Annotated in this window: 16 protein-coding genes; 6 read left to right on the forward strand and 10 right to left on the reverse strand. The window is 61.0% G+C overall.

Features of this window, described 5'->3' with window-relative positions:
- The first annotated feature begins 29 nt into the window (after window positions 1-29).
- On the forward strand, window positions 30-941 hold the full coding sequence (locus ACB040_RS13895; protein WP_005340520.1) for a bifunctional helix-turn-helix transcriptional regulator/GNAT family N-acetyltransferase: 912 nt from the start codon (window positions 30-32) through the stop codon (window positions 939-941).
- Window positions 942-1,190: 249 nt separating this feature from the next.
- Here ACB040_RS13895 and prfC read toward each other — a convergent pair whose 3' ends face one another.
- Window positions 1,191-2,777, reverse strand: a complete 1,587-nt coding sequence (gene prfC, locus ACB040_RS13900; RefSeq protein ID WP_005349018.1) for a peptide chain release factor 3 — start codon at window positions 2,775-2,777, stop codon at window positions 1,191-1,193.
- 432 nt (window positions 2,778-3,209) lie between these two features.
- Here prfC and ACB040_RS13905 point away from each other — a divergent pair, with 432 nt between their 5' ends.
- Window positions 3,210-3,932, forward strand: a complete 723-nt coding sequence (locus ACB040_RS13905) for an SDR family oxidoreductase (RefSeq protein WP_335812338.1) — start codon at window positions 3,210-3,212, stop codon at window positions 3,930-3,932.
- 141 nt (window positions 3,933-4,073) lie between these two features.
- On the opposite strand, the gene ACB040_RS13910 is transcribed toward ACB040_RS13905, so the two are convergent.
- The 3 genes from ACB040_RS13910 to ACB040_RS13920 all read right to left on the reverse strand — a co-directional run bounded on the left by ACB040_RS13910 (window position 4,074) and on the right by ACB040_RS13920 (window position 9,226).
- Entirely contained in the window at window positions 4,074-5,921 is a 1,848-nt protein-coding gene (locus tag ACB040_RS13910; protein ID WP_371155223.1) for a diguanylate cyclase, read from the reverse strand.
- 227 nt (window positions 5,922-6,148) lie between these two features.
- Window positions 6,149-7,603: an ATPase RavA stimulator ViaA gene (gene viaA, locus ACB040_RS13915; protein ID WP_338773737.1), complete on the reverse strand. Its 1,455-nt coding sequence runs from the start codon at window positions 7,601-7,603 to the stop codon at window positions 6,149-6,151.
- A 9-nt stretch (window positions 7,604-7,612) separates the two neighbouring features.
- Entirely contained in the window at window positions 7,613-9,226 is a 1,614-nt protein-coding gene (locus tag ACB040_RS13920) for an ATPase RavA domain-containing protein (RefSeq protein ID WP_206875217.1), read from the reverse strand.
- A 314-nt stretch (window positions 9,227-9,540) separates the two neighbouring features.
- On the opposite strand from ACB040_RS13920, the gene ACB040_RS13925 reads away from it, so the two are divergent.
- Window positions 9,541-9,975: a DNA polymerase III subunit psi gene (locus ACB040_RS13925; RefSeq protein ID WP_338773735.1), complete on the forward strand. Its 435-nt coding sequence runs from the start codon at window positions 9,541-9,543 to the stop codon at window positions 9,973-9,975.
- A gap of 109 nt (window positions 9,976-10,084) precedes the next feature.
- Complete coding sequence (gene rimI / locus ACB040_RS13930) at window positions 10,085-10,534, forward strand: ribosomal protein S18-alanine N-acetyltransferase (RefSeq protein WP_100654545.1); 450 nt, start codon at window positions 10,085-10,087, stop codon at window positions 10,532-10,534.
- 38 nt (window positions 10,535-10,572) lie between these two features.
- Here rimI and ACB040_RS13935 read toward each other — a convergent pair whose 3' ends face one another.
- Window positions 10,573-11,076: a hypothetical protein gene (locus tag ACB040_RS13935; protein WP_371155262.1), complete on the reverse strand. Its 504-nt coding sequence runs from the start codon at window positions 11,074-11,076 to the stop codon at window positions 10,573-10,575.
- Window positions 11,077-11,303: 227 nt separating this feature from the next.
- Here ACB040_RS13935 and ACB040_RS13940 point away from each other — a divergent pair, with 227 nt between their 5' ends.
- Entirely contained in the window at window positions 11,304-13,094 is a 1,791-nt protein-coding gene (locus ACB040_RS13940; RefSeq protein ID WP_338773733.1) for a long-chain fatty acid--CoA ligase, read from the forward strand.
- Window positions 13,095-13,175: 81 nt separating this feature from the next.
- On the opposite strand, the gene gshA is transcribed toward ACB040_RS13940, so the two are convergent.
- The 4 genes from gshA to ACB040_RS13960 form a co-directional block, all read right to left on the reverse strand.
- Window positions 13,176-14,774 carry a glutamate--cysteine ligase gene (gene gshA, locus ACB040_RS13945; protein ID WP_338773731.1) on the reverse strand — a complete coding sequence of 533 codons (1,599 nt, stop codon included), beginning with the start codon at window positions 14,772-14,774 and terminating at the stop codon, window positions 13,176-13,178.
- Between the two features lie 61 nt (window positions 14,775-14,835).
- Window positions 14,836-17,649 (reverse strand): pitrilysin family protein, encoded by a 2,814-nt coding sequence (locus ACB040_RS13950; protein WP_338773730.1) that lies wholly within the window; start codon window positions 17,647-17,649, stop codon window positions 14,836-14,838.
- 27 nt (window positions 17,650-17,676) lie between these two features.
- Window positions 17,677-18,114: a YqaA family protein gene (locus ACB040_RS13955; protein WP_338773729.1), complete on the reverse strand. Its 438-nt coding sequence runs from the start codon at window positions 18,112-18,114 to the stop codon at window positions 17,677-17,679.
- On the reverse strand, window positions 18,111-19,088 hold the full coding sequence (locus tag ACB040_RS13960; protein WP_338773728.1) for an NADP-dependent oxidoreductase: 978 nt from the start codon (window positions 19,086-19,088) through the stop codon (window positions 18,111-18,113). Before ACB040_RS13960 ends, ACB040_RS13955 begins: the two co-directional genes overlap by 4 nt.
- 56 nt (window positions 19,089-19,144) lie before the next feature.
- On the opposite strand from ACB040_RS13960, the gene ACB040_RS13965 reads away from it, so the two are divergent.
- Window positions 19,145-19,312: a hypothetical protein gene (locus ACB040_RS13965; RefSeq protein ID WP_005308905.1), complete on the forward strand. Its 168-nt coding sequence runs from the start codon at window positions 19,145-19,147 to the stop codon at window positions 19,310-19,312.
- A gap of 54 nt (window positions 19,313-19,366) precedes the next feature.
- Here the strand turns inward: ACB040_RS13965 and ACB040_RS13970 are convergent, their stop codons facing one another.
- Window positions 19,367-20,377 (reverse strand): Preprotein translocase subunit SecY, encoded by a 1,011-nt coding sequence (locus ACB040_RS13970; RefSeq protein ID WP_337075239.1) that lies wholly within the window; start codon window positions 20,375-20,377, stop codon window positions 19,367-19,369.
- Window positions 20,378-20,614 lie beyond the last annotated feature (237 nt).

The raw sequence follows: 20,614 nt of genomic DNA on the forward strand, positions 1-20,614 counted from the left end.
TCATGCACAACTAAAAAGGAACCCACGATATGGATCCCCGTCCCCTGCGCGCCCTGTCGCGCGATCTGGTTCGCGAACTCGGCATGCTCTCCCAGCAGTGCGGCAATCTGGCCCTCACCCCCATCGAGGCTCACCTGCTGATCGAGCTGGAAAACGCCCCGGCCACCAACCAGCAGCTGGCAGAAAAGCTGCACATCGACAAATCCAACGCCAGCCGTCCGCTGGCGCGCCTCGCCGAGCGGGAGCTCATCAGCTGGCACCCGCACCCCTCCGATGGGCGCAGCAAGGAGGCCCGCCTCACCGTCAACGGTCAGGGGATGCTGCTGGAGTTGCACCGGGAGATGGACGGGGCGATGGAAGAGATGCTGGCGCAGTTGAGCCTGCCCGAGCGGGAGCAGCTGTGGCAAGGGCTGCGGCTCTATCGCAGCGCCCTCTCCCGCGCCCGTCGCCAGCGGGGTTACCAGATCCGCCCCATCACGGCGGCGGACAATGCCCAGATCGCCTTGGTGATCCGCGCCGTATCAGCCGAATATGGCCTCACCGCAGACAAGGGCTATGGGGTCTCGGATCCCAATCTCGACACCCTCTCCCAGAGCTATCAGGGGGAGAAGAGTCGCTACTGGGTCATCGAAGGGCCGGACGGTTCCATCCTCGGCGGTGGTGGTATCGCACCATTGGCGGGAGAAGAGGGAGTCTGCGAGCTGCAGAAGATGTACTTTATGCCCGCCCTGCGCGGACTGGGCCTTGGCAAGCGGCTGGTGTTGCAGGCACTGGATGCCGCTCGCGGTTTGGGCTATCGCCGCTGCTATCTGGAGACCACAGAGGTACTGCGCGAGGCTACCAGCCTGTACGAATCACTGGGCTTTGAACACCTGCCCGGCCCCCTTGGCTGCACCGGCCACGGGGATTGCGAGATCTGCATGGTGCTGACACTGGGGTAGCCCCCTCATCCCCAACCCTTCTCCCGCAAGGGGAGAAGGGAGCAAAAACACTTCCGCGACCTTTCAGGCAGACCTCTGATGGTTCCCTCTCCCTCCGGGAGAGGGCTAGGGTGAGGGCTGCTTGCGACTGGTATATGCTGAACAACTCCCCCCTGCATCCCTCCTTAAACAGGCAAAACGGCACAAAACAAGAGACCCCGCCGAAGCGGGGTCTCTTTGATTATCTGCCAACAGGCAAACAAACCGTTATCAGTGCTCGCGAGTCTGGCGGAACTCCACGTCCGGGTGGCGCTCCTGAGCCAGGCGCAGGTTGACCATGGTCGGCGCGATATAGGTGAGGTTGTCACCGCCATCGAGGGCCAGGTTGACCTCGTTCTTGCGCTTGAACTCTTCGAACTTCTTGACGTCGGTCCCTTCCACCCAGCGGGCGGTGGAGACGTTGACCGCCTCGTAGATGGCCTCGACGTTGTACTCGCTCTTCAGACGAGAAACCACCACGTCAAACTGCAGCACACCGACCGCACCGACGATGAGATCGTTGCTGATCAGCGGACGGAACACCTGTACCGCCCCCTCTTCGGAAAGCTGGACCAGCCCCTTGAGCAGCTGCTTCTGCTTGAGCGGATCGCGCAGGCGGATGCGGCGGAACAGTTCCGGTGCAAAGTTCGGGATACCGGTGAACTTGAGATCCTCACCCTGGGTGAAGGTGTCGCCGATCTGGATGGTACCGTGGTTGTGCAGACCGATGATGTCACCGGCGAAGGCGTCTTCCGCCTGCTCACGGTCACCGGCCATAAAGGTCACGGCGTCGGAGATGTTCACATCCTTGCCGATACGCACGTGGCGCATCTTCATGCCCTTGGAATAGGTGCCTGACACGATACGCATAAAAGCGATACGGTCGCGGTGCTTCGGATCCATGTTTGCCTGGATCTTGAACACGAAGCCGGAGAACTTCTCCTCGGTCGCCACCACTTCGCGGCTCTCGGCCTTGCGCGGCATGGGAGACGGCGCCCAGTCGGTCAGGCCATCCAGCATGTGGTCAACACCGAAGTTACCCAGTGCAGTACCGAAGAAGACCGGGGTCATCTCACCAGCGATAAAGGCATCGTGATCGAACTCGGGGGAGGCGCCCTGCACCAGCTCCAGCTCGTCACGCAGTTGCCGGGCCAGATCTTCGCCGACGGCGGCATCCAGATCCGGGTTGTTCAGCCCCTTGACCACCCGCTTCTCCTGGATGGTGTGGCCCTGACCGCTCTGATAGAGATAGGTCTCATCCTTGTAGAGGTGATAGACCCCCTTGAAGGATTTGCCACAGCCGATCGGCCAGGTGATGGGGGCGCACATGATCTTCAGCTCGCGCTCCACCTCATCCATCACTTCCATCGGATCGCGCACTTCACGGTCCAGCTTGTTCATAAAGGTGAGGATGGGGGTATCACGCAGACGGGTGACTTCCATCAGCTTGCGGGTCCGGTCTTCAACACCCTTGGCGGCATCGATGACCATCAGGCAGCAGTCGACCGCGGTCAGGGTACGGTAGGTATCTTCAGAGAAGTCCTCGTGACCCGGGGTGTCGAGCAGGTTGACCAGACAATCGGCATAGGGGAACTGCATCACCGAGGTAGTGATGGAGATACCACGCTGCTTTTCCATCTCCATCCAGTCGGATTTGGCGTGCTGGCCCGAGCCACGGCCCTTGACGGTACCGGCGCGCTGAATGGCCTGTCCGAACAGCAGGACTTTCTCGGTGATGGTGGTTTTACCCGCATCCGGGTGCGAAATGATCGCAAAAGTGCGTCTCTTGGAGACTTCACTCAGAAATTCAGCTGACATAATTCAACGTTCTTCTATTGAGCGGTGGCATCAGCCACCGTGGGAATAAATCCGGAATGCCGCTCACGGCACATGTATACGCAACGAAAGCCACGCCAGCTGGCGTGTTGCCAACCTGGTGGAGAGAGGGAGGAGGGTTGCGTTACATGGGTCTTCTCGCCTGAGTCAAAGCAAAATTGCGCGACATTATACCCGCGCGAGTGAAAAATACCCAGCCTGACAAGAGAGGATAATTTGGCCGCTCAGCCGTTCCACAGGTTCCAACTGAACAGAAAATCAAACACTCCGAATCGGATGGCAGCATCCGGACCACGTGGACTTGGCCCCCTCCTCATGCCAGCAACAACCACTCTTGATAAATTTTCATACTTGGACTTTCCCTACCCAGCTACAAATATGTAAATCGTATCTACATAATGGAGAGGTCATTACATGAAACATTCCACCCTGCACAATCAACAGATCGTCATTATCGGTGGTACCTCGGGTCTTGGCCTGGCCACCGCCCAACAAGCGATCGAGCAAGGCGCCAAGGTCATTATCGGCGGTTCCAACCGTGAGCAGCTTGCCACTGCGCTGGCTGAACTGGGCCCAAATGCCAGTGGCCATCAACTGGATATTCTCGACGTCGACTCCGTCAATCACTTTTTCAACCAGCTGGATTCGCTGGATCATCTCGTCATCACCGCCGCCGTCATGCGACCAGGCAGCTTTCTCACCGCTGCCATCGAGGATTTGAAAATCAACATGGACAGCCGCTTCTGGGGAAGTGTTCATGCGATCCGCGCCGCAGCACCCAAACTGTCAGAACGCGGCTCCATCGTACTCACGTCCGGGATGGTGACGCGCCGCCCACAACTAGGTAAGGCACTCCCTGCCGTTGCAGCTGGCGCGGTTGAAACGCTGGCTCACAGTCTGGTTACCGAGCTGACCCCCCGTCGGATCAACGTCATCAACCCGGGCCCCATGCGCACTCCCATGCTGCTTAAAGCACTGGGTAATGACCCACAAAAAGTGGCCGCAGTGGCGCAAAGCCTGCCGTTGAAACGCTTGGGAGAGGGAGAAGATTATGCGCAGGCCGCGCTGTTCCTGATGAGCAACAACAACATGAATGGTGAGGTGCTTCACCTCAATGGCGGCAGCGCCTGGGCATAACGCCCTTTTGACGGTCTTCTGCGCTCGTGCTTGCCAATCTGTCATCGCAGGCAAGAACGAGCGCAGGGGACGAGTCCCATCGCCGTATCAGTGTGCTCCCGAATAGCGATGACACCCTGGTGAATGACAATACCCAGCCCGTCAATCATCTGTTTCCACCCGGTTGCGCCCCGCCTCTTTCGCACGATACAGCGCATTGTCAGCACGCTGGATCAGGGCCGCCAGATCCTGATCATCGTCTCGCAGAGAGGCACATCCGATACTGATGGTTACCGGGTACGACATGCCGGGCAGCGCCCGGTTGGCGACCGAGTGACGGATCCGCTCAGCCACCCGGCACGCCTCTTCAAAGCTGGTATCCGGCAGCAGGATCAAGAACTCCTCTCCGCCGGTACGCCCCAACTGATCCTGGTGTCGCAGCTGTCGAGCTGCCGCTCGAGAGACCCATTGCAGCACCCTGTCTCCCTGGTGATGGCCCAGGGTATCGTTGATCCGCTTGAAGTGATCGATATCGAACACCAGCAGACAAAATGGCGAGCCCTGCCTGCGAGCCTGCGCCAACATATCGCTGCCCTGCCGCAGCACCCGACGGCGGTTGTTGATGCCGGTCAGCTCATCGGTAAAGGCCAGACGACGCATCCGACGGTTGCGATCAAGCAGCCACCCCATCGTCAGCAGCGCCAGTACCCCGCAAAGCACCATCACCACCAGCAGCCAGAAACGACGCTCCTTGACCTGCTCCAGCTCCTGCTGCTGCAACTGCTGCTCGACTCGCAGTCGCTCGTTCTCCCCCTCCTGACGGGCCAGCTCGAACTCGCCGCGAACCCAGGCCGTGCTCTGTTCCCGTAACAGCTGATCGAGCCGCTGCTCCTGCACCAGATGCTCCCGCAATGCGGCCAGTGCCGCCGGATAATCGCCTTGCAACTCGAGCGCCCGACTGCGTACCCAGTAGAGCTCGAGCAAAAAGCGCACGTGCCCTTCCTCCTTCAAAATCGGCTCAATCTTCTCAAGCGCACGCAAGGCTGGCGCCGGTTTCTGCTCTTCGACTCTCAACCTCGCCCGCACCAGCTCGAGATGCGCATGGAGGATGGGGTCAACGTCGGGAGAGAGCACCTCCGCCGCTTGTGCCAACAAGCGTCCCGCATCAGCGGGGCGATCCAGACCGAGCAGAGCCTCGGCCTGCATCACCATGCGTTCGGCATGCTCAATCAGATATTGAGGCTGATTATAAAAGGCCGCACTGCGTTCAAGCTCGCCCAGCGCATCCTGATAACGCCCGGTCTGCAGATAGACCATCGCCAGTTGATCACTGAGCCTTGCCGAGCCAAATCCATCGTGGCTCCTGGCAAAGTGCTCGCTCAACCGGTTGAGGGTGGCGAGCGCTTCGGCATAGAGGCCCATACGACGAAATGTCGCTGCAATCTCGAGCTGCGCCTGGTGATACCAGGTGGGCAACCCCAACTGCTCATAGATATTGTGCGCCTTGGTGAGATCCATCAGCCCCTGGCCTGAGACCCCCTGAAACGACAGCATGGCCCCCCGGCGGGCCAGCGCCAGCGCCTCCAGCTTTGGCAAGGCGGCCTCTCTTGCCAGCCGCAGCCCCTCATCGTAATCGTGACGAGCCTTCGCTACCTCGCCGAGCAACTGATTGAACCAGCCGCGGCAAATCGTCAGCTCCGCCACGGCGGCGTCATCACCCTGCTCGCGCGCAATGGCCAGCATCCGCTCCGCATTGGCGATGGCGGTACGGGACTCCTGCATGTCATCGGCCGATTGGGCCCAGCAAGCCAGACGACTGATCCGCATCTGCTGCGACAGCGGATAGGCGTTGCCGTCCCGCTGCAAACGGGCAAGGCGCTCCCGCAGCAACTCGATCGGCTGATAGACCCGCTCCATCCCTCCCAGTTCATTTTCCAACTGCTCGGGGGACAAGGGTTTGGCTGCCAGCCCGAACACCGCCAGCAACAGCAGCAAGGCAAGTCGGCTCATACATACTCCGGATCAATGGGAAAGATCATCGGGCAAGCCGATGCCGGAAAATCATCATCTTTTGCCCTGTAACAATGGTTGTAAAGGCTATCACCCGGACAGAGAGCCCGAATGGCAGGCTAGTCACATTTTACTGCGATATCATCGCGTTGGAATAAAAGCGGGGACGCACAGCGAAAAAGAGGGGGCGGGATAACAACCCAAGAGGGGTTGCCCCCTCCCGGTCACTAGTGGTGCTGCCAGCGCCGCAGCAGTCGGCCGCGCAGGCCACAATCGAGTAGCCAGCTATTGTCAAAAATCCGCAGCAGCGCCTGCTTGGCGTGGCGGGACATGGCGACGGCGTGAAAACGGGTCTGACGCTGGCGATAGCGGTTCATCTGATCGAGCAGGGGATGGGGCAGGCTCTGGGCGATAAAGTCGGAGATGACCAGCACATCCGCCTTGGCAAAGGCGGGATCATCAAGCTTGGCCAGCGCTTTTTCCAGGCAGGGCACCAGGTCGGTACCGCCGTGAAAACTCATGGAGAGGAAGCGCTCCGCCTTGTCCAGCCCGGTATCTGCAGTGATCTCGAGGGTCGCCACCTCGGTGGAGAAGAGCATCAGGTAGCAGCCGCGCTTCTCATCCATCGCCACCTTGAGCAGCGCCAGAAAGAGTGCCTTGGCACACTCCTCGGGATAGCCCCCCATGGAACCGGAGGTATCGACGCAGACGATAAAGGGGCCTCGCTGCTGCAACTGCTGGCCACCCTGCTCCGGGGTGCGCAGCATGATGCGCTGGCGCGGCAAGGTGCCACGTGACTGATAGCTGAGCAGGCGCCGCTCCAGATAGCGGCGATAGAACTCCAGCTCCAGCTCCGGCAGTCCCAGCATCACAGCTTCACTTGGCAGCAGCCGCATCAGATCGCTCGCCTGATGGATGCCCACCAGATCGTCCGGCACATCGTCGCTGGGAGCGGGCTCCAGCTCCAGCACCTGCACCGGCGGCACAGGTTGCTCCTGCGCCCGCCGCTCCCGCTCGCTGCGACCTAGCAGGCCGGCAATCTCCGCCAGCAAGGGTTCGCGCTGCAACATGCGGGCATACTGCTTGACCAGCACCAGACTGCGCTTGTGCCAGTGCCCCTGCGCCAGATCCCACAAACCACCGGCGGAGATCTGGTTGGGATCGAGGGCATCGGCCAGGGTGCGGCTCGCCAGCAGCTGATCTTCAATCTCCTGACGCTGCTTCTCCCGCTCCGCTTCGGCGATCTGCTGCTGCAGTTGCAGCAGGCTTCCCACCAGACTGGCGCGCCACTTGTCGATAAAGAGCTGGCGCAGCCCCTCGGTGGGGTGGGCCGTCAGCTGACGCACCAAGGAGCGGGCCTCACCGGCGAAGGGGCTGTAATGCTCCAGCGACTCCAGCAAGCCGGGCAGGCGACCAATCAGCTCGGTCATCGGCAGTTGCCGATGCGCCTGATAGAGCAGGTACTCCTGCTCCAGCGCCACCGGCACCGGCTTGTGACGGATCTCCTCGCCAAGCTGCTCGCCCCAGCTCTGCAGGCGCTTTTTCAGCAGCTTGCCCTGTAGCGGGGAGCGTTTGATAAATTCGGAAATCTTGGGTGAGGCTGCCAGCAGGAGCGCCACCTCCCCCGCAAGCTCCCCTTCGCCAATCAGGAGCCCCAGATCCAGCATGCCGATCTCAAGCATGAGCGCTCCTTACTCGTCCAGCCTTGGCAACCGCTCGCGCCACTGGGTCAGCTCGTTGCGCAGCAGTTCGAGATCCCGGTTCAGCACGAAGAAGCTGTCCTCCACCTGCTGCAACCAGCGTGAGTCGATAAAGAGGTGTTGCTGGTGACGCTCGAACAGGCTGCGCTGCTGCTTGAGCATCTGCATCACCTTGCCGACCTGAACCAGCTGCTCGTCGAGCGACTGCAACCAGGGCGCCAGCACCACCTCGGGGATGGCGTTGCGCTCCATCAGCACCAACGGGATCTGCTGGCGCTGGATATCGAGCACCTGCAGCCGCAGCTCATCGTCCAGCACCAGCTCATAATGCCCCTCTTTCGGGTTGCCGAACTCATAACCCACCAGCGCCTCGCCGGTCGGATGCCAATGGGAGAGCAGGGTGCGATCGAACACCAGGGTGCGGGTAAGACGTTCGGGATCGCTGCCATCCAGCGGCGCCGGGGTGAGCAGATGGAAATGCACCTGCTTGCCAAAGGGTCTGGCATTGGCAAGCGGGATCTCGATACCACGGGCCCGCCGACCAAACCACTGCTTGCGTTGCCGGGCCTTTGTGCAAAGGCGCTGGGCCACGCTCTGTTTGAGCTGTTTGAACTGATCCCGCAACGCCAGCAGCTGACGGGTCATCGCCAGTTGCTGATAGCCGTAGAGACGGGAGAATTCGGTCATCATCTCCAGCAGGGCGGTGCGGGACTCCTCGTCATGCCAGAGACAATCCTTGAACAGCAGCAGATCTACCGGTGCGACCTCATCGCGGCCATTGAAGAAGGCGCTCGCCTTGATAAGCCGTACTGCCTTCTTCCAGCGGCGATCCGACACATAACAGCGATGGGCCAGCTGGCTGTCGAGCTGCTGGCGCAGCTGATAGATGAGCTCGAAACAGGCATCCGGCAGGCGCACCTGCTCAATCTGGCTCTGCCACTGCTCATACTCATCCCCCCGGATCTGCAGGGATTCCGGCAAGTTCTGGTGGGCGTGACCATCGCTGGCCAGCATGGATTGAAAGTTGGCTTTCTCCTGCACCCGGTCCATCCAGATCCGCACCAGCATCCGGTCGTAGAGCGCTTCCAGCCCGCTGTCCGGTGCCGGCAGCTCGTTGGAGGCGGTCACCAGCAATCGCATCGGGATAGGGTGCTGGCTGTCACCGTTGCGAAACTGCCGCTCGTTGATGGCGGTGAGCAGGGTGTTGAGGATGGCAGGGCCCGCCTTCCAGATCTCGTCGAGAAACACCACCTCAGCCTCCGGCAGATAGCCTGTGGTGAGGCGCAGGTATTTGCCATCCTCTTTCAGCGCCTGAATGGAGAGGGGGCCGAACACCTCCTCCGGCGTACTGAAACGGGTCATCAGGTATTCAAAGTGGCGGGCGTCGTGAAAGGCCAGCTTGAGGCGGCGGGCAATCAGGCTCTTGGCAATACCGGGTGGCCCCAGCAAGAAGACACTCTCGCCACTGAGGGCCGCCAGTAGACCGAGGCGCAGGGCATCCTGCCGTTCGTAGAGTCCCTCACCGAGGGCGGCCAGCAGCCGAGGCAATCGCTCCTGGATGGGAATAAGACGCGCAGGATTCTGGGCTTGAGCTAAAGACGACATAGAGAGTGTTCCGAAGCTGGGATGATGTTAGCCCCAAGGCGCGATATCCATTTGCTCGACCTTGGGTTTTGTCTTGTTATGATGTTTATTCTGGTATCTCTTGCCGCACAATACCCGCCTCTGGCAGGAAAAAACGCAAGGGCAGTGCGATACCGTATCGGCAGCGTGCTGCGCCCATGCATAGCCAGTGTCGTGATGAGCACCATGCCCGCATGCGCCAGATGATGCGTTGCAAAGGGTGCAGCAAAAGCGGTTCGAGTGTACCCTGCGCAACACAATTTTCCCCAATGCAGATCAAGAGTGAGTCGCCTTAAATGCAAGATCCCGTTCGTCAGAGCATGTTGGCCCGCATGGGCATTCAAAGCTGGCAACTGCGTCGTCCGGCATTGCTGGGCGCAGCACCCGCTCCCGAGCTTGAGCAAAACGCCACACAGCCGGGCCAGACGGCACCGGCCACCCGCGCTCCGCTGCCCAGCGGCAAACTCTGGCTGCTGGCGCCTCAGCTGCCTGCCACCACGCTGCTGGCGGATATCTGCCAGTTGCTCGGCATGACCCCCGACGAGGTCTCACTGCTCAGCGAGCTGCCGCCTGCCGATCTGCAAACGGCGGGCGCCTCCCCTCTGCTCTGGCTGACGGAGGCCAACCCCGCGCGGCCAAATGCGCTGATCTGCCCGCTAAACCCCAGCGCCGCGCAAAAGCGCGCCCTGTGGCAACAGCTGCGCCAACACCTTGCGGCCAACGCGGCGTGATCCTGCATCATGCCGCCAAGACCCACTGTGATGCTGCTCTTTTTACCTGATTTTACAAATGCCGCCTCTGCCAACCCCAGTGCCCAACATCTTGCCATCCGGAGCCCCCATGCCTGAGTTTCGTCCCCTGCTCGAGAGCGATTTCGACCTTGTCTACCCCATCGAGCAAGCTGCTCACAAGGAGCCGTGGAGTGAGGCCAACCTGCTCTCCTGCTTCGGTCCTCGCTATCTCAACGGTTTGATGCTGGTCGATGGTTCCCCGGCGGGCTTCTATATCTCGGATCTGGTGGCCGGTGACAGCTCGCTGATGAACATCTGCGTGCATCCGGCGTTTCAGGGCAAGGGGTTGGGACGGGTGCTGTTGCAGGCCTATCTGGCGCGCAGCAAGCAAGCCGGGGCAGAGGCCTGGTTTCTCGAGGTGCGGGCCGGTAACCAGACCGCCATCAACCTCTACGAGAGTACCGGTTTTGCCGAATATTGCCGCCGCGCCGACTACTACGGCACCGGCAACGACAGGGAAGATGCGGTGCTGATGTCGCGACTATTCGATTTCGGCTGATCCAGCCTGTTCGTCGCGCCCAAGCCTTTTGTCCCCCCTCAATCGAGGGGGGCATTGTCCAGTGCGGGATCCTGCAAGGCCAGGGTGGTATGCACCACCGCCTCGAATCCGGCCCCGGAGAGCGGCATATAGAAGCCCCGCTGCCAGGTTTTTCCCGGCATCCAGATCTGGTCGATATCCACCACTATCTTGATGGGTCTGAGGGGTTGGCCCGGCTGCTGGATATAGATGCCGGGCGGTGTGGCGACTTTGGGAAAGCGGCGCAGGATCTGCTCGCTGCCATCCCCCTTGCCCGGGTTGAGCCGCACCTTCACCAGCCGGGCAAGCGGACCAGCCATCTCCTTGCTCTGCCAGAATTTCTTCTCCAGATCGCCGCAGCGGCGGCACTTGGGGGTCTCCAGCACATAGAGCAGCGGATAGCCCAACGCCAGCGCCTGTTGCTGCGCTTGCTGATACCCCTCGGCCCCCTGATACCAGGGATTGGCGGGCCCCTGTGATGACGTTCCGGCAAAGAACCAAAACGCAGCTCCCCCCACCACCATCAGCCCGACCGCGGCCAACGCCCCTTTCACCCACAGATTCATATCGTTAACCCTCTCTCTGCCTCCTAGCAGTATCGGCCAGTCTGCGCAAAGGGAGAGCTATTTGCGCTCTTTGTGATCCAAGACAAACAGCGAACACTTGTAAGCCGTAATGTTGGAGTTTAAACTCTAGCCCGATTTTTAGTGCCCTCGCGGGCGTACAACTGTAATTAAAGGATGTTTAACTGATGCCGAAGCTTCATCTGGTTCGACTGATGCGTGAACGTATTGCCCAGCTTGGCAACAAGGCTGCCCTGCGGGTTCAGCAAGATGGCCAGTGGCGCGCCATCGGCTGGCGTACTCTGGGCCAGGCCATGGACTACTGCGCACAGGCGCTGATCCGGGCCGGCCACCAGCCAACCGAAATGGTCGGCATCTATGCCCGCAACATGCCGGAGTGGACCCAGGCCGATCTCGGCATCCTTGCCGCCCGCGGTGTCAGCGTCCCTATCTACCCCACCAGCACGCTCGATCAGCTGCGCTACATCGTCAAAGATGCCGGCATCAAGGTGCTGTTCGTTGGCGAACAACCCCAGTTCGATCAGGCGCTGCAACTGATTGAAAGCGGCGAGATCCGCCAGCTCATCGCCCTCGACGGCAACGTCAACCTGCGCGGCTGCGCGCAGGCGAGCCACTTCCAGACATTTCTGGTCTCCGGCAACCATCAGCCCAGCGAGCAGGAGCTGCGAGTACGGGAAACCCAGTACCGGATGGATGATCTGCTGACCCTGATCTACACCTCCGGCACCACAGGCGAGCCCAAGGGAGTGATGCTCGACTTCAGCAACATCGCCGCCTGTTTCGAGATGCACAACAGCCGCCTCGATCTGAACGAGCAGGATGTGTCGCTCTGCATGCTGCCGCTCAGCCACGTGTTCGAGCGGGCATGGAGCTACTACGTGCTCTATTGCGGCGCCGAGAACGTCTATATCCGCGATCCGCAGAAGGTGATGGATGTGATTGGCGAGGTGCAGCCGACCGTGATGTGTGCCGTGCCGCGCCTCTACGAGAAGGCCTACGCCATGATCCAGGCCAAAGTCGCTCAGGCTCCGGCTCTGCGCCGCGCCCTGTTTGGCTGGGCGACCAAGGTCGGCAAGCAGATGGTTGCCACCCGTCAGGCGGGCAAGTCCGCCTCCCCCCTGCTCTACGGCCAGCTCTGGCTCGCTGAGCGACTGGTGTTTCGCAAGCTGCGCGCCCGCTTCGGCGGCCGCACCCGCTTTCTGCCGGTGGCGGGCGCCCGTCTTGCCGACGATGTGAACCTCTTCTTCCAGGCGATGGGGCTCAATCTCAAGTACGGCTACGGCATGACCGAGACCACCGCCACCGTCTGCTGCTACGAAGACAGCCAGTTCAAGCTCGGCTCCATTGGCACGGCACTGAACGGCATCGAGGTGAAGCTGGGTGAGAACAACGAACTGCTGGTGCGCTCCCCGACCGTGATGCGCGGCTACTACAACAAGCCGGACGCCACCGCAGAAGTGATGACCGAGGATGGCTTCCTGCGTACCGGCGATGCCGGTGAGCTCGACAGCCAGGGCAATATCTACTTCACCGAGCGTCTCAAGGAGCTGATGAAGACCTCCAACGGCAAGTACGTGGCTCCGCAACTGGTGGAAGGAACCATCGGCAAGGATCGCTTTATCGAGCAGATCGCCATCGTCGCCGATGCTCGCCACTTCGTCTCGGCGCTGATCGTCCCCTGCTTCGAGTCGCTGGAGGAGTACGCCCGCTCCATCAACCTGCAGTACCAGTGCAAGACCGAGCTGCTGCGCCACTCCCGGGTAATGGAGTTCTTCGAGGCCCGCATCGCCGACTTGCAAAAAGAGCTGGCCAAGTTCGAGCAGGTGAAGAAGTTCACCCTGCTGCCGAGCGCCTTCTCCATGGAGCTGGGTGAGCTGACCCCCACCATGAAGCTGCGCCGCAAGATCATCGAAGCCAAGTACCAGAGCGAAATCGAGGCCATGTATAACCACGTCTGATATCGCTCAGGTTCAGAGAAATAAAAAAGCCGCTCACTCGAGCGGCTTTTTGTTGGCACTTTGGTTGGTACGAACCCGCCTTCAGGCCGTAGTGGTACTGGTACCGAAGTAGTCGGCCAGGAAGTCATCGAACGAGAGGCTATCGCTGCGCTCGCGTTCACGCTGCTTGGCCAGCGAATCCTTCGCCTCACCGGCAAAGTAGGCCTCATCCCAGTACTGCAGCTCCCCTGCCAGCAGCTCCTCCCGATAGCGGGTCGCCAGCTTGTCGCCATAGCAGCCGTTGTCCTTGCCGCTCTCCAGCAGCTCCTTGAGCATGCGGGCGGAATAGGTGAGCTCGGGGTTGAGCAGCTTCTCGCGGTGCATCGCCAGCGTCTCGCGATAGCGGTTGCGGCCGCAACAGCGATCCAGCAGATCGGCCACCTGAGCCAGCTCATCAAACAGTTTGAGGCCGTACTCTTGGAGGCCAATGGCATTGCCCTGCTCATCTTCCAGCGTCAGGCCGGGACGACGTCCTTCCAGCACCACCTTGTTCTGGTTGCGGCGGTTGCGGGCAATCTCTTCGTCACTCAGCACCGGAGAGGGACGCAGCAGGCACCAGACCAGGAACAGATCGAAGAAGCGGATCTGATCTGCATCGATGCCGAGCGGGGTGAAGGGGTTGACGTCCACGGTGCGCAGCTCGATGTATTCGATGCCGCGCTGATCCAGCGCATCCGAGGGCTTCTCGCCGCTGCGCGGGGTACGCTTGGGGCGGATTGGGGCGTAGAGCTCATTCTCCAGCTGCAACACGTTGTCATTGAGCTGACGATACTCCCCATCCACCTTGACCCCGATCTTGGCAAAGTCAGGATTGTGGGTGTTGATGGCGCGGCGCAGGCTGCTGACATAGGCCGGCAGATTGTCGTGACTGATCTTGAGCCCAGCCTGGGCGCTGTTGGTATAGCCCAGATCGGAGAGACGCAGCGCGGTGGCGTAAGGCAGATAGAGGGTGCCCTTGCCGGTCTTCTCGAACGGCAGGTTGCTCTTGCGCCCTTTGAGGAAGGATTCGCAGATGGCCGGAGAGGCACCAAACAGATAGGGTACCAGCCAGCCGAAGCGGTAGACGTTGCGAATAAGCCCCATGTACTTGTCGGAGATAAAGCGCTGGCTGCAGCATCCTTCGCACACCAGATCCTGCCACTCGCTCCAGAAGCTGTCTGGCATGGAGAAGTTGAAGTGCACCCCGGCGATCACCTGCATCAGGCTGCCGTAGCGGTTCTTCAAGCCCTGACGGTAGAGAGTCTTCATTTTGCCGATGTTGGAGCTGCCGTACTGGGCCAGCCGGATGCTCTCTTCCCCGCCGACGAAGCAGGGCATGGAGAGCGGCCAAATCCGCTCGTCACCCAGATGCTGAATCACATGGTGATGGATGTCGCCGAGCTGCTCCATCAGGCTGTCGATGGAGTCGGTGGCCGGGGTGATGAACTCCAGCAGGCTCTCCGAGTAGTCGGTGGTGATATTGGGATGGGTCAGGGCCGATCCCAGCGCCCGGGGATGGTCACTCTGGGCGAGTCGGCCATCCGGCGTGATGCGCAGGCATTCACGTTCGATCCCGCGCCGGATCCCCTTGAGCGCGGTGAGGCGCTCCGGTGATCCCAACGCATTCAGCAACTCGGTGAGCGACAAGCTTGTTGTAGTCATATTCACGGCTCATGTGAGGCCGCCCCATCCGGGGCGGCTCTTGATTTTTATAAAGCGTCAGTTACGGCAACTGCAGCGGATAGATGGGAAGATGAAGCTCCTTCAGGGGTTTTTCAAGCTTTTGCTTGTCTCCCACCACCACGATCACCATGTCGGCCGGATTGAGCCAACGGGCGGCACTGGCCTTCAGCGCCTCGGGCGACACCGTTTTGATCAGGTTGTTCTGGGCCTGCACATAGTCCGGTTTCAGGTCATACATCACCATCTGCAGCAGGAAGCCCGCCTTCTGGCCCAAGGTCTCGTAAGAGAGGGCATCCTGCTGGGAGACAGCGCTGCGCATATAGGCCAGCTCCACCGGGGTCGGGCCGCTCTTGCGGTAGTTGTCCATCTCCTTGAGGAACTGGCGGATGGCATCGACGGTTGCATCGGCCCGCACATTGGCGCCGGTGGCGAAGGTGCCCACCTCGCGGTTGGCGGAGAAACCCGAGCTGGCGCCGTAGGTGTAACCCTTGTCTTCCCGCAGGTTGAGGTTGATGCGGCTGTTGAAGTTGCCACCCAGATTGAAGTTCATCAGCCCGGCGGTGAAGTAATCCCCCGTGGTATCGAACGGCATGGCGCGACGACCGATGCGGATCACCGACTGGGGCGCCCCCGGTTTGTCGACCAGATAGATGCCCGGCTTGGCCTGCTCACCATTGAGCTTGAGATCCCCCAGGGTCGGCGTGGCCCCCTTCCACTCGGTCAGGAAGCCAAGTTGCTCCTCGATCTGCTTCTGATCCACATCACCGACCACCACCACTTTGGCGTTGGTGGGGTTGTAGTAGGCCTGATAGAAGTGCTTCACGTCCGCCAGGGTCAGCTTGGCCACATCGGCAGGTACTCCGTCGGTAGGTTGACCGAGGCGGTTCTGCTTGCCGTAGACCAGCTCGCGGAACGCCTGCCCGGCCAGCCACTCGGGCTGCTGCTGGGCCTGTTGCATCCCTTGCAGCAGCTGCGCCTTGACCCGTTCGAAGTCCGCCTCCCGCATGCCCGGGCGCTCCAGCACCTCGCGCACCAGCGCCAGGGTCTGGGGCAGCTTGTCCGCCAGCGAGCTGACGGTGATGAGGTTGTTGTACTGGGCGCTGGAGACATCGATGCTTGAGCCCAGCTTTTGCAGCTCATCGCTCAGCTGAGCCTCGGTCAGGCGCACCGTGCCCTGCCCCATCATGGCGGCGGTCAGATTGGCCAGTCCAAGCTGCCCCTTATCTTCGGCACGAATGCCGCCTGGCAGGGCGATCATAATGGAGACGGCCGGGATCTCGTCACTCTTGGTGCCGATGATCTCGATGTTCTTGTCGAGCTTGCCGTGCCAGATGGCGGGCACCTTGACGCTCACCGCCTCGCCCGCCTTGGGCTGCACGCTGCGATCGAAATTGTCTTTTACCGGTCGTTCGGCCAGCGCCTCGTCATGCTTGCTGTAATCCGGCAGCTCGCGCTTGGCAGGGGTAAAGTTCGGGGTGGCAACCTGCCACTCGGTCTTGCCCTTGGGCACCACGCTCAGCACCACCGCAGGCTTGCCCGCGATGAACTTGTCGTAGGCGGCCTTCACCTGCTCCGGTGTCACCTTGCCGATGGCATCCAGCGTCTTGAACACATAGTTGGGATCCTGGGCAAACACCTGCCCCATGGCGAGCTGGCTCACCTTGCCGGAGACGCTATCCAGACCCCAGATGGCTGAGGCGCGGTACTTGGCGATCGCCTTCTCCAGATCTTCCGGCTTGAGGCCGCGCTGGGCGAACTCGCCGATCACCTTGTCCACCTCCCCCTTGAGGGTCTTGAGGCTGCCATCCACCGACGGATTGGGATAGGCGTAGACGGTCAGGGTACAGGCCAGCTCTTCGCAGTAGTGGGACGCCCCCACATCGATCGCCTTGCCGGTTTTAACCAGCGACTGGTAGAGCATGGAGCTGGCGGAACCTCCCAGCACGTCGGCAAACATGTCGAGTGCCGGCTCCTGCGGGTCACCAAGGGAGACGGTGGGATAGCTGATATAGAGCAGCGGCAGGTGCACCTTGTCCTGCAGCGTCACGTAGCGGGTCTCGGGCAGGGTCACCGGCTTTGGCGTCGGCTCGGCCACGTCCGGGCCGCGCGGTATGGAGCCAAAGTACTTCTCGATCCACGCGAGGGCCTGCTTGCTGTCAAAGTCGCCGCCCAGAGTCAGGGTGGCATTGTTGGGGCCATACCAGCGCAGGAAGAACTGCTTGAGGTCGTTCACATCGACCCGGTCGAGATCTTCCACGTAACCGATAGGCTGCCAGGAGTAGGGGTGAGTACGCGGATAGAGCGCCTCCCCCACCTTCTCGCTCACCAGCCCGTACGGCTGGTTATCGACCCGCTGGGCCCGCTCGTTCTTGACGGTGGCGCGCTGGATCTCGAACTTCTTCTGGCTCACCGCATCGAGCAGGAAGCCCATCCGATCCGCCTCCAGCCAGAGCACTTTTTCCAGCTGGTTGGCCGGCACTGTCTCGTAGTAGTTGGTGCGATCCTTGTTGGTGGTGCCGTTCATGTCGCCACCGGCCTCGTTGATGATCCGCATATGCTCCTGATCACCGACGTGTTTCGAGCCCTGGAACATCATGTGCTCGAAGAAGTGGGCGAAACCGGACTTGCCGACCGTCTCGCGGGATGAGCCGACGTGATAGGTCACATCGAGGTGCACCAGCGGATCGGAGCGATCGGGGGCCAGGATCACGGTCAGGCCGTTGTCCAGCTTGTACATCTGGTAGGGGATGGCGAGCTTGCCCTCCTCCTTGCCCTGTTCGGCAATCAGGGTCGGTGCCGCCAGCACCGGCAGGGTGAAGCCCAGCAGAATCGTTAAAGGTATGACTTTGTTCACGGTAACCTCGTGAGTGACAAAAACAGGCTAGAAAATATGACTGGCCAGCAGAAAAACCAGGGCATAACGGAACAATTTGCCGAGCCCGATCAGAATGAGAGAGCGCCAGAAGGAGAGGCGCAGCCAACCGGCCAACAGACAGAGACCATCACCGACCACCGGCGTCCAGGCAAGCAGCAGACACCAGTGACCATGTTGTTTGAGCCAGCCTAAGGCTTTTTGTTCCCCACAGCCTTGAAAATCTTCCGGTTTTTTCTTGAAGGTGGCGAGCCAGCCGAGCCACCAGGTGGTCATGGAGCCGAGGGTATTGCCCAGCGTCGCCCACAGCAGCAGGCTCGCCATGCTCCACTCCCCCTTGGCCGCCATGGCCCCCAGCAGCACTTCGGAGCTGCCGGGCAGCAGGGTGGCGGAGGTAAAGGCGCTTAAAAAGAGCCACCCCAGCCCCATCTCCATCATCTCGCTCATCCGGGATAGCCGTCGGCCGCAGGCATCCGCAGCAGCAGCTTGCCGCGCACATGGCCCCCTTCGATGGCCTGATGAGCCAGCGCCCCCTCGGCCAGGGGGAATTCACCGGCGAGGGTAACCTTCACCTCCCCCTGACGCAGCAGCATCAACATCTGCCCCAGCTGCTTCTGGTCGGGGTGAACCAGCATGCCGACCACCTCGATACCCGCCGCAGCTCCAGCATCCTTGATCAACTGGGCGGTAATGGTGGGCACAGTCACCAAGCGACCACCCGGTTTGACACAGGCCAGCGCCGCCTTGCCGCTCTCGCCGCCTACCAGATCCAGCACCAGATCGACCTGACCGGCCTCTGCCACCACCCGTGCGGGCCAGTTCGCATCGTGGTAATCCACCATCCAGCGCGCCCCCAGAGCATGCAGGAAGCCATGGTTGTCGGGGCTGGCGGTAGCCACCACCTCGGCGCCATAGGCGCTGGCAAACTGCACCGCCAGATGGCCAACACCACCGGCACCGGCGAGGATCAATACCCGCTGACCGCTCTGGAGGCCGCCGTGCTCAAGCAGCCCCTGCCAGGCGGTAAGACCGGCCAGCGGCAGCGCCGCCCCCTGCTGAAGGCTCACCCCGTCGAGCTTGACCAGCTCGCTCTCGCTTGCCACCACAGACTCCCCGTAGCCACCGGCGGTAAGGGGAAAACCGACCATGCCGCACACCAGATCCCCCTCGACCAGTGAGGTCACGCCGAGGCCCACCTTCTCTACCACGCCGGAGATGTCATAACCCGGTGTCCAGGGCAGCTTGTCCTTGTTCTGGGCCGCCGCCCAGCCAAGACCAGCGCGGGTTTTGGCATCAATGGGGTTCACCCCCGCAAAGCAGATGCGCACCCGCACTTCGCCATCGGCTGGCACCTTATCGAGGGAAGGGTTGAGCTTGAGTACCGAGGGGTCACCGAATGCGGTAATCTGTAGTTGCGTCATTGCACAATCCATCCTGTTGATTGATCAAGGGTCAACAGAATAACAGCGAGGACACCATGGCTCGAATGTTTCTTATTCCTCTGTTGCTGGCACTGGGGTGGTGGGCGTTTCTGCTCTACTTCCGCATCCCGCTCAAACAGGGGGCCAAGGGGTTTTACTGGATCATCGGCATCGGTGGCGGACTGGCCGCCTTCCTCAGCCTGATGATGGTGCTGACTCACTGAGTGCCACAGCCACTCGATAACGAAAAAGGCCACCGAGTTTCGGTGGCCTTCTCATTATCCGGCTTGCTGCTCCAGCGCCGGATTGAGGTAGTAGTGGCGATTGCTCCCCTGCCCCAGCACCCCCTGCGACAGCAGATGGTGGAACACCCGATCCACCTCCTCCAGCGAGAGTGACAGCGCCTGTGCCACCGAGCGCTTGCTGCATTTGAGCTCACCGCTCACCAGCGCACCGCGCACCTGCGCCAGCACTTCGGGGGCCGGTTCTGGGGGCATGATAGGCTCGGGCTGCGCCGCCATCGCCAACGCCTCCTGCGCCTCTCTGCGAGCTTGCTCTTGCTGCCAGCGCCACATCCGGCGAAAGCGGTTCTCCTCGCCGATCAGGCTAACGAAGAAGGCACCGAACACATCGAGCAGCACCGAGAGGAAGCAGACCAGCAGGAACTGCACCTGACTGATGCTCATCCCCACCCCGTCCGCCAGGCTGCTCATCAGCCCCAGCATGGAGGATTGTTCGTTGACCGGCTTGGCATCGCGCTGCTGACGCAGCTCATCCTGCTGCAAGCGCAGCTTGGTGTTGGCGTGCTGCAACGAGGAGACGCCACTGGAAATGCGCTCCAGCTCGATGTATTTGCGGGCTGCCTCCTCGTTGAGCTGGATCTGCCGCTCGATGCTGGCGATCTGCTCGTCGAAACGGGCCAGTTCCCGTTCGTGGCGCGCCTGCTGGCTCAACACCGTATTGGTGGCGCTGTTGATGCCACCGATACTGCCGCCGATGGAGATGGCCGCCAGCACGCTGTAAAACAGCAGCGACCAGAAAGCACCACTCAAATCCCGCCGCGCCTTGCGCTCGCCGTACTCGTACCAGACGTAAAACTTGCCCAGCTCGAAGATGATTGCCAAGCCGCCGAACAGCCACTTCATCAGCGGGTTGTCATCGATGGAGAGGAACAGCAGCAGGGAGAAGATAATGGAAGCCAGAATGGCCAACCCGGTGAAACTGTATACCGTCGTCAGAGCAAACCACCCCTTGGGGTAGCGCAATGTAGAGGAGTCCTGTGTGGTCATGATGAAGGGGTGTGCTGTGCAGGAAAAGTTGGCTGCCGATTATAGTCGCCAGACTCGCCCAGAGAAGGGCAAATGACTGAATTCCTTCAGATTGGCAACCAGCTGCCCAGAGTGCGACCAAAACGGACAAATCGGCAGCAGAAAAGCGATACAATCCCTCCCTGACTTGATCATGTAGTGAGATGGGGAACAGTTCCGCCCGGGTTCAGCTCCGGTCTGTACACTCATCCACCGTTG

The sequence above is a fragment of the Aeromonas sp. S11(2024) genome (genome assembly GCF_041402345.1).
Classification (GTDB): Bacteria; Pseudomonadota; Gammaproteobacteria; order Enterobacterales; family Aeromonadaceae; genus Aeromonas; species Aeromonas veronii.

Bases quoted from the DNA above. Each gene is read 5' to 3' on its own strand.
- ACB040_RS13960 (WP_338773728.1), bottom strand. From the start codon at position 19,088: ATGACGCAACTACAGATTACCGCATTCGGTGACCCCTCGGTACTCAAG.
- ACB040_RS13920 (WP_206875217.1), bottom strand. From the start codon at position 9,226: ATGTCGTCTTTAGCTCAAGCCCAGAATCCTGCGCGTCTTATTCCCATC.
- prfC (WP_005349018.1), bottom strand. From the start codon at position 2,777: ATGTCAGCTGAATTTCTGAGTGAAGTCTCCAAGAGACGCACTTTTGCG.
- ACB040_RS13965 (WP_005308905.1), top strand. From the start codon at position 19,145: ATGGCTCGAATGTTTCTTATTCCTCTGTTGCTGGCACTGGGGTGGTGG.
- rimI (WP_100654545.1), top strand. From the start codon at position 10,085: ATGCCTGAGTTTCGTCCCCTGCTCGAGAGCGATTTCGACCTTGTCTAC.
- ACB040_RS13895 (WP_005340520.1), top strand. From the start codon at position 30: ATGGATCCCCGTCCCCTGCGCGCCCTGTCGCGCGATCTGGTTCGCGAA.
- viaA (WP_338773737.1), bottom strand. From the start codon at position 7,603: ATGCTTGAGATCGGCATGCTGGATCTGGGGCTCCTGATTGGCGAAGGG.
- gshA (WP_338773731.1), bottom strand. From the start codon at position 14,774: ATGACTACAACAAGCTTGTCGCTCACCGAGTTGCTGAATGCGTTGGGA.
- ACB040_RS13935 (WP_371155262.1), bottom strand. From the start codon at position 11,076: ATGGTGGTGGGGGGAGCTGCGTTTTGGTTCTTTGCCGGAACGTCATCA.
- ACB040_RS13925 (WP_338773735.1), top strand. From the start codon at position 9,541: ATGCAAGATCCCGTTCGTCAGAGCATGTTGGCCCGCATGGGCATTCAA.
- ACB040_RS13910 (WP_371155223.1), bottom strand. From the start codon at position 5,921: ATGAGCCGACTTGCCTTGCTGCTGTTGCTGGCGGTGTTCGGGCTGGCA.
- ACB040_RS13905 (WP_335812338.1), top strand. From the start codon at position 3,210: ATGAAACATTCCACCCTGCACAATCAACAGATCGTCATTATCGGTGGT.
- ACB040_RS13955 (WP_338773729.1), bottom strand. From the start codon at position 18,114: ATGAGCGAGATGATGGAGATGGGGCTGGGGTGGCTCTTTTTAAGCGCC.
- ACB040_RS13940 (WP_338773733.1), top strand. From the start codon at position 11,304: ATGCCGAAGCTTCATCTGGTTCGACTGATGCGTGAACGTATTGCCCAG.
- ACB040_RS13970 (WP_337075239.1), bottom strand. From the start codon at position 20,377: ATGACCACACAGGACTCCTCTACATTGCGCTACCCCAAGGGGTGGTTT.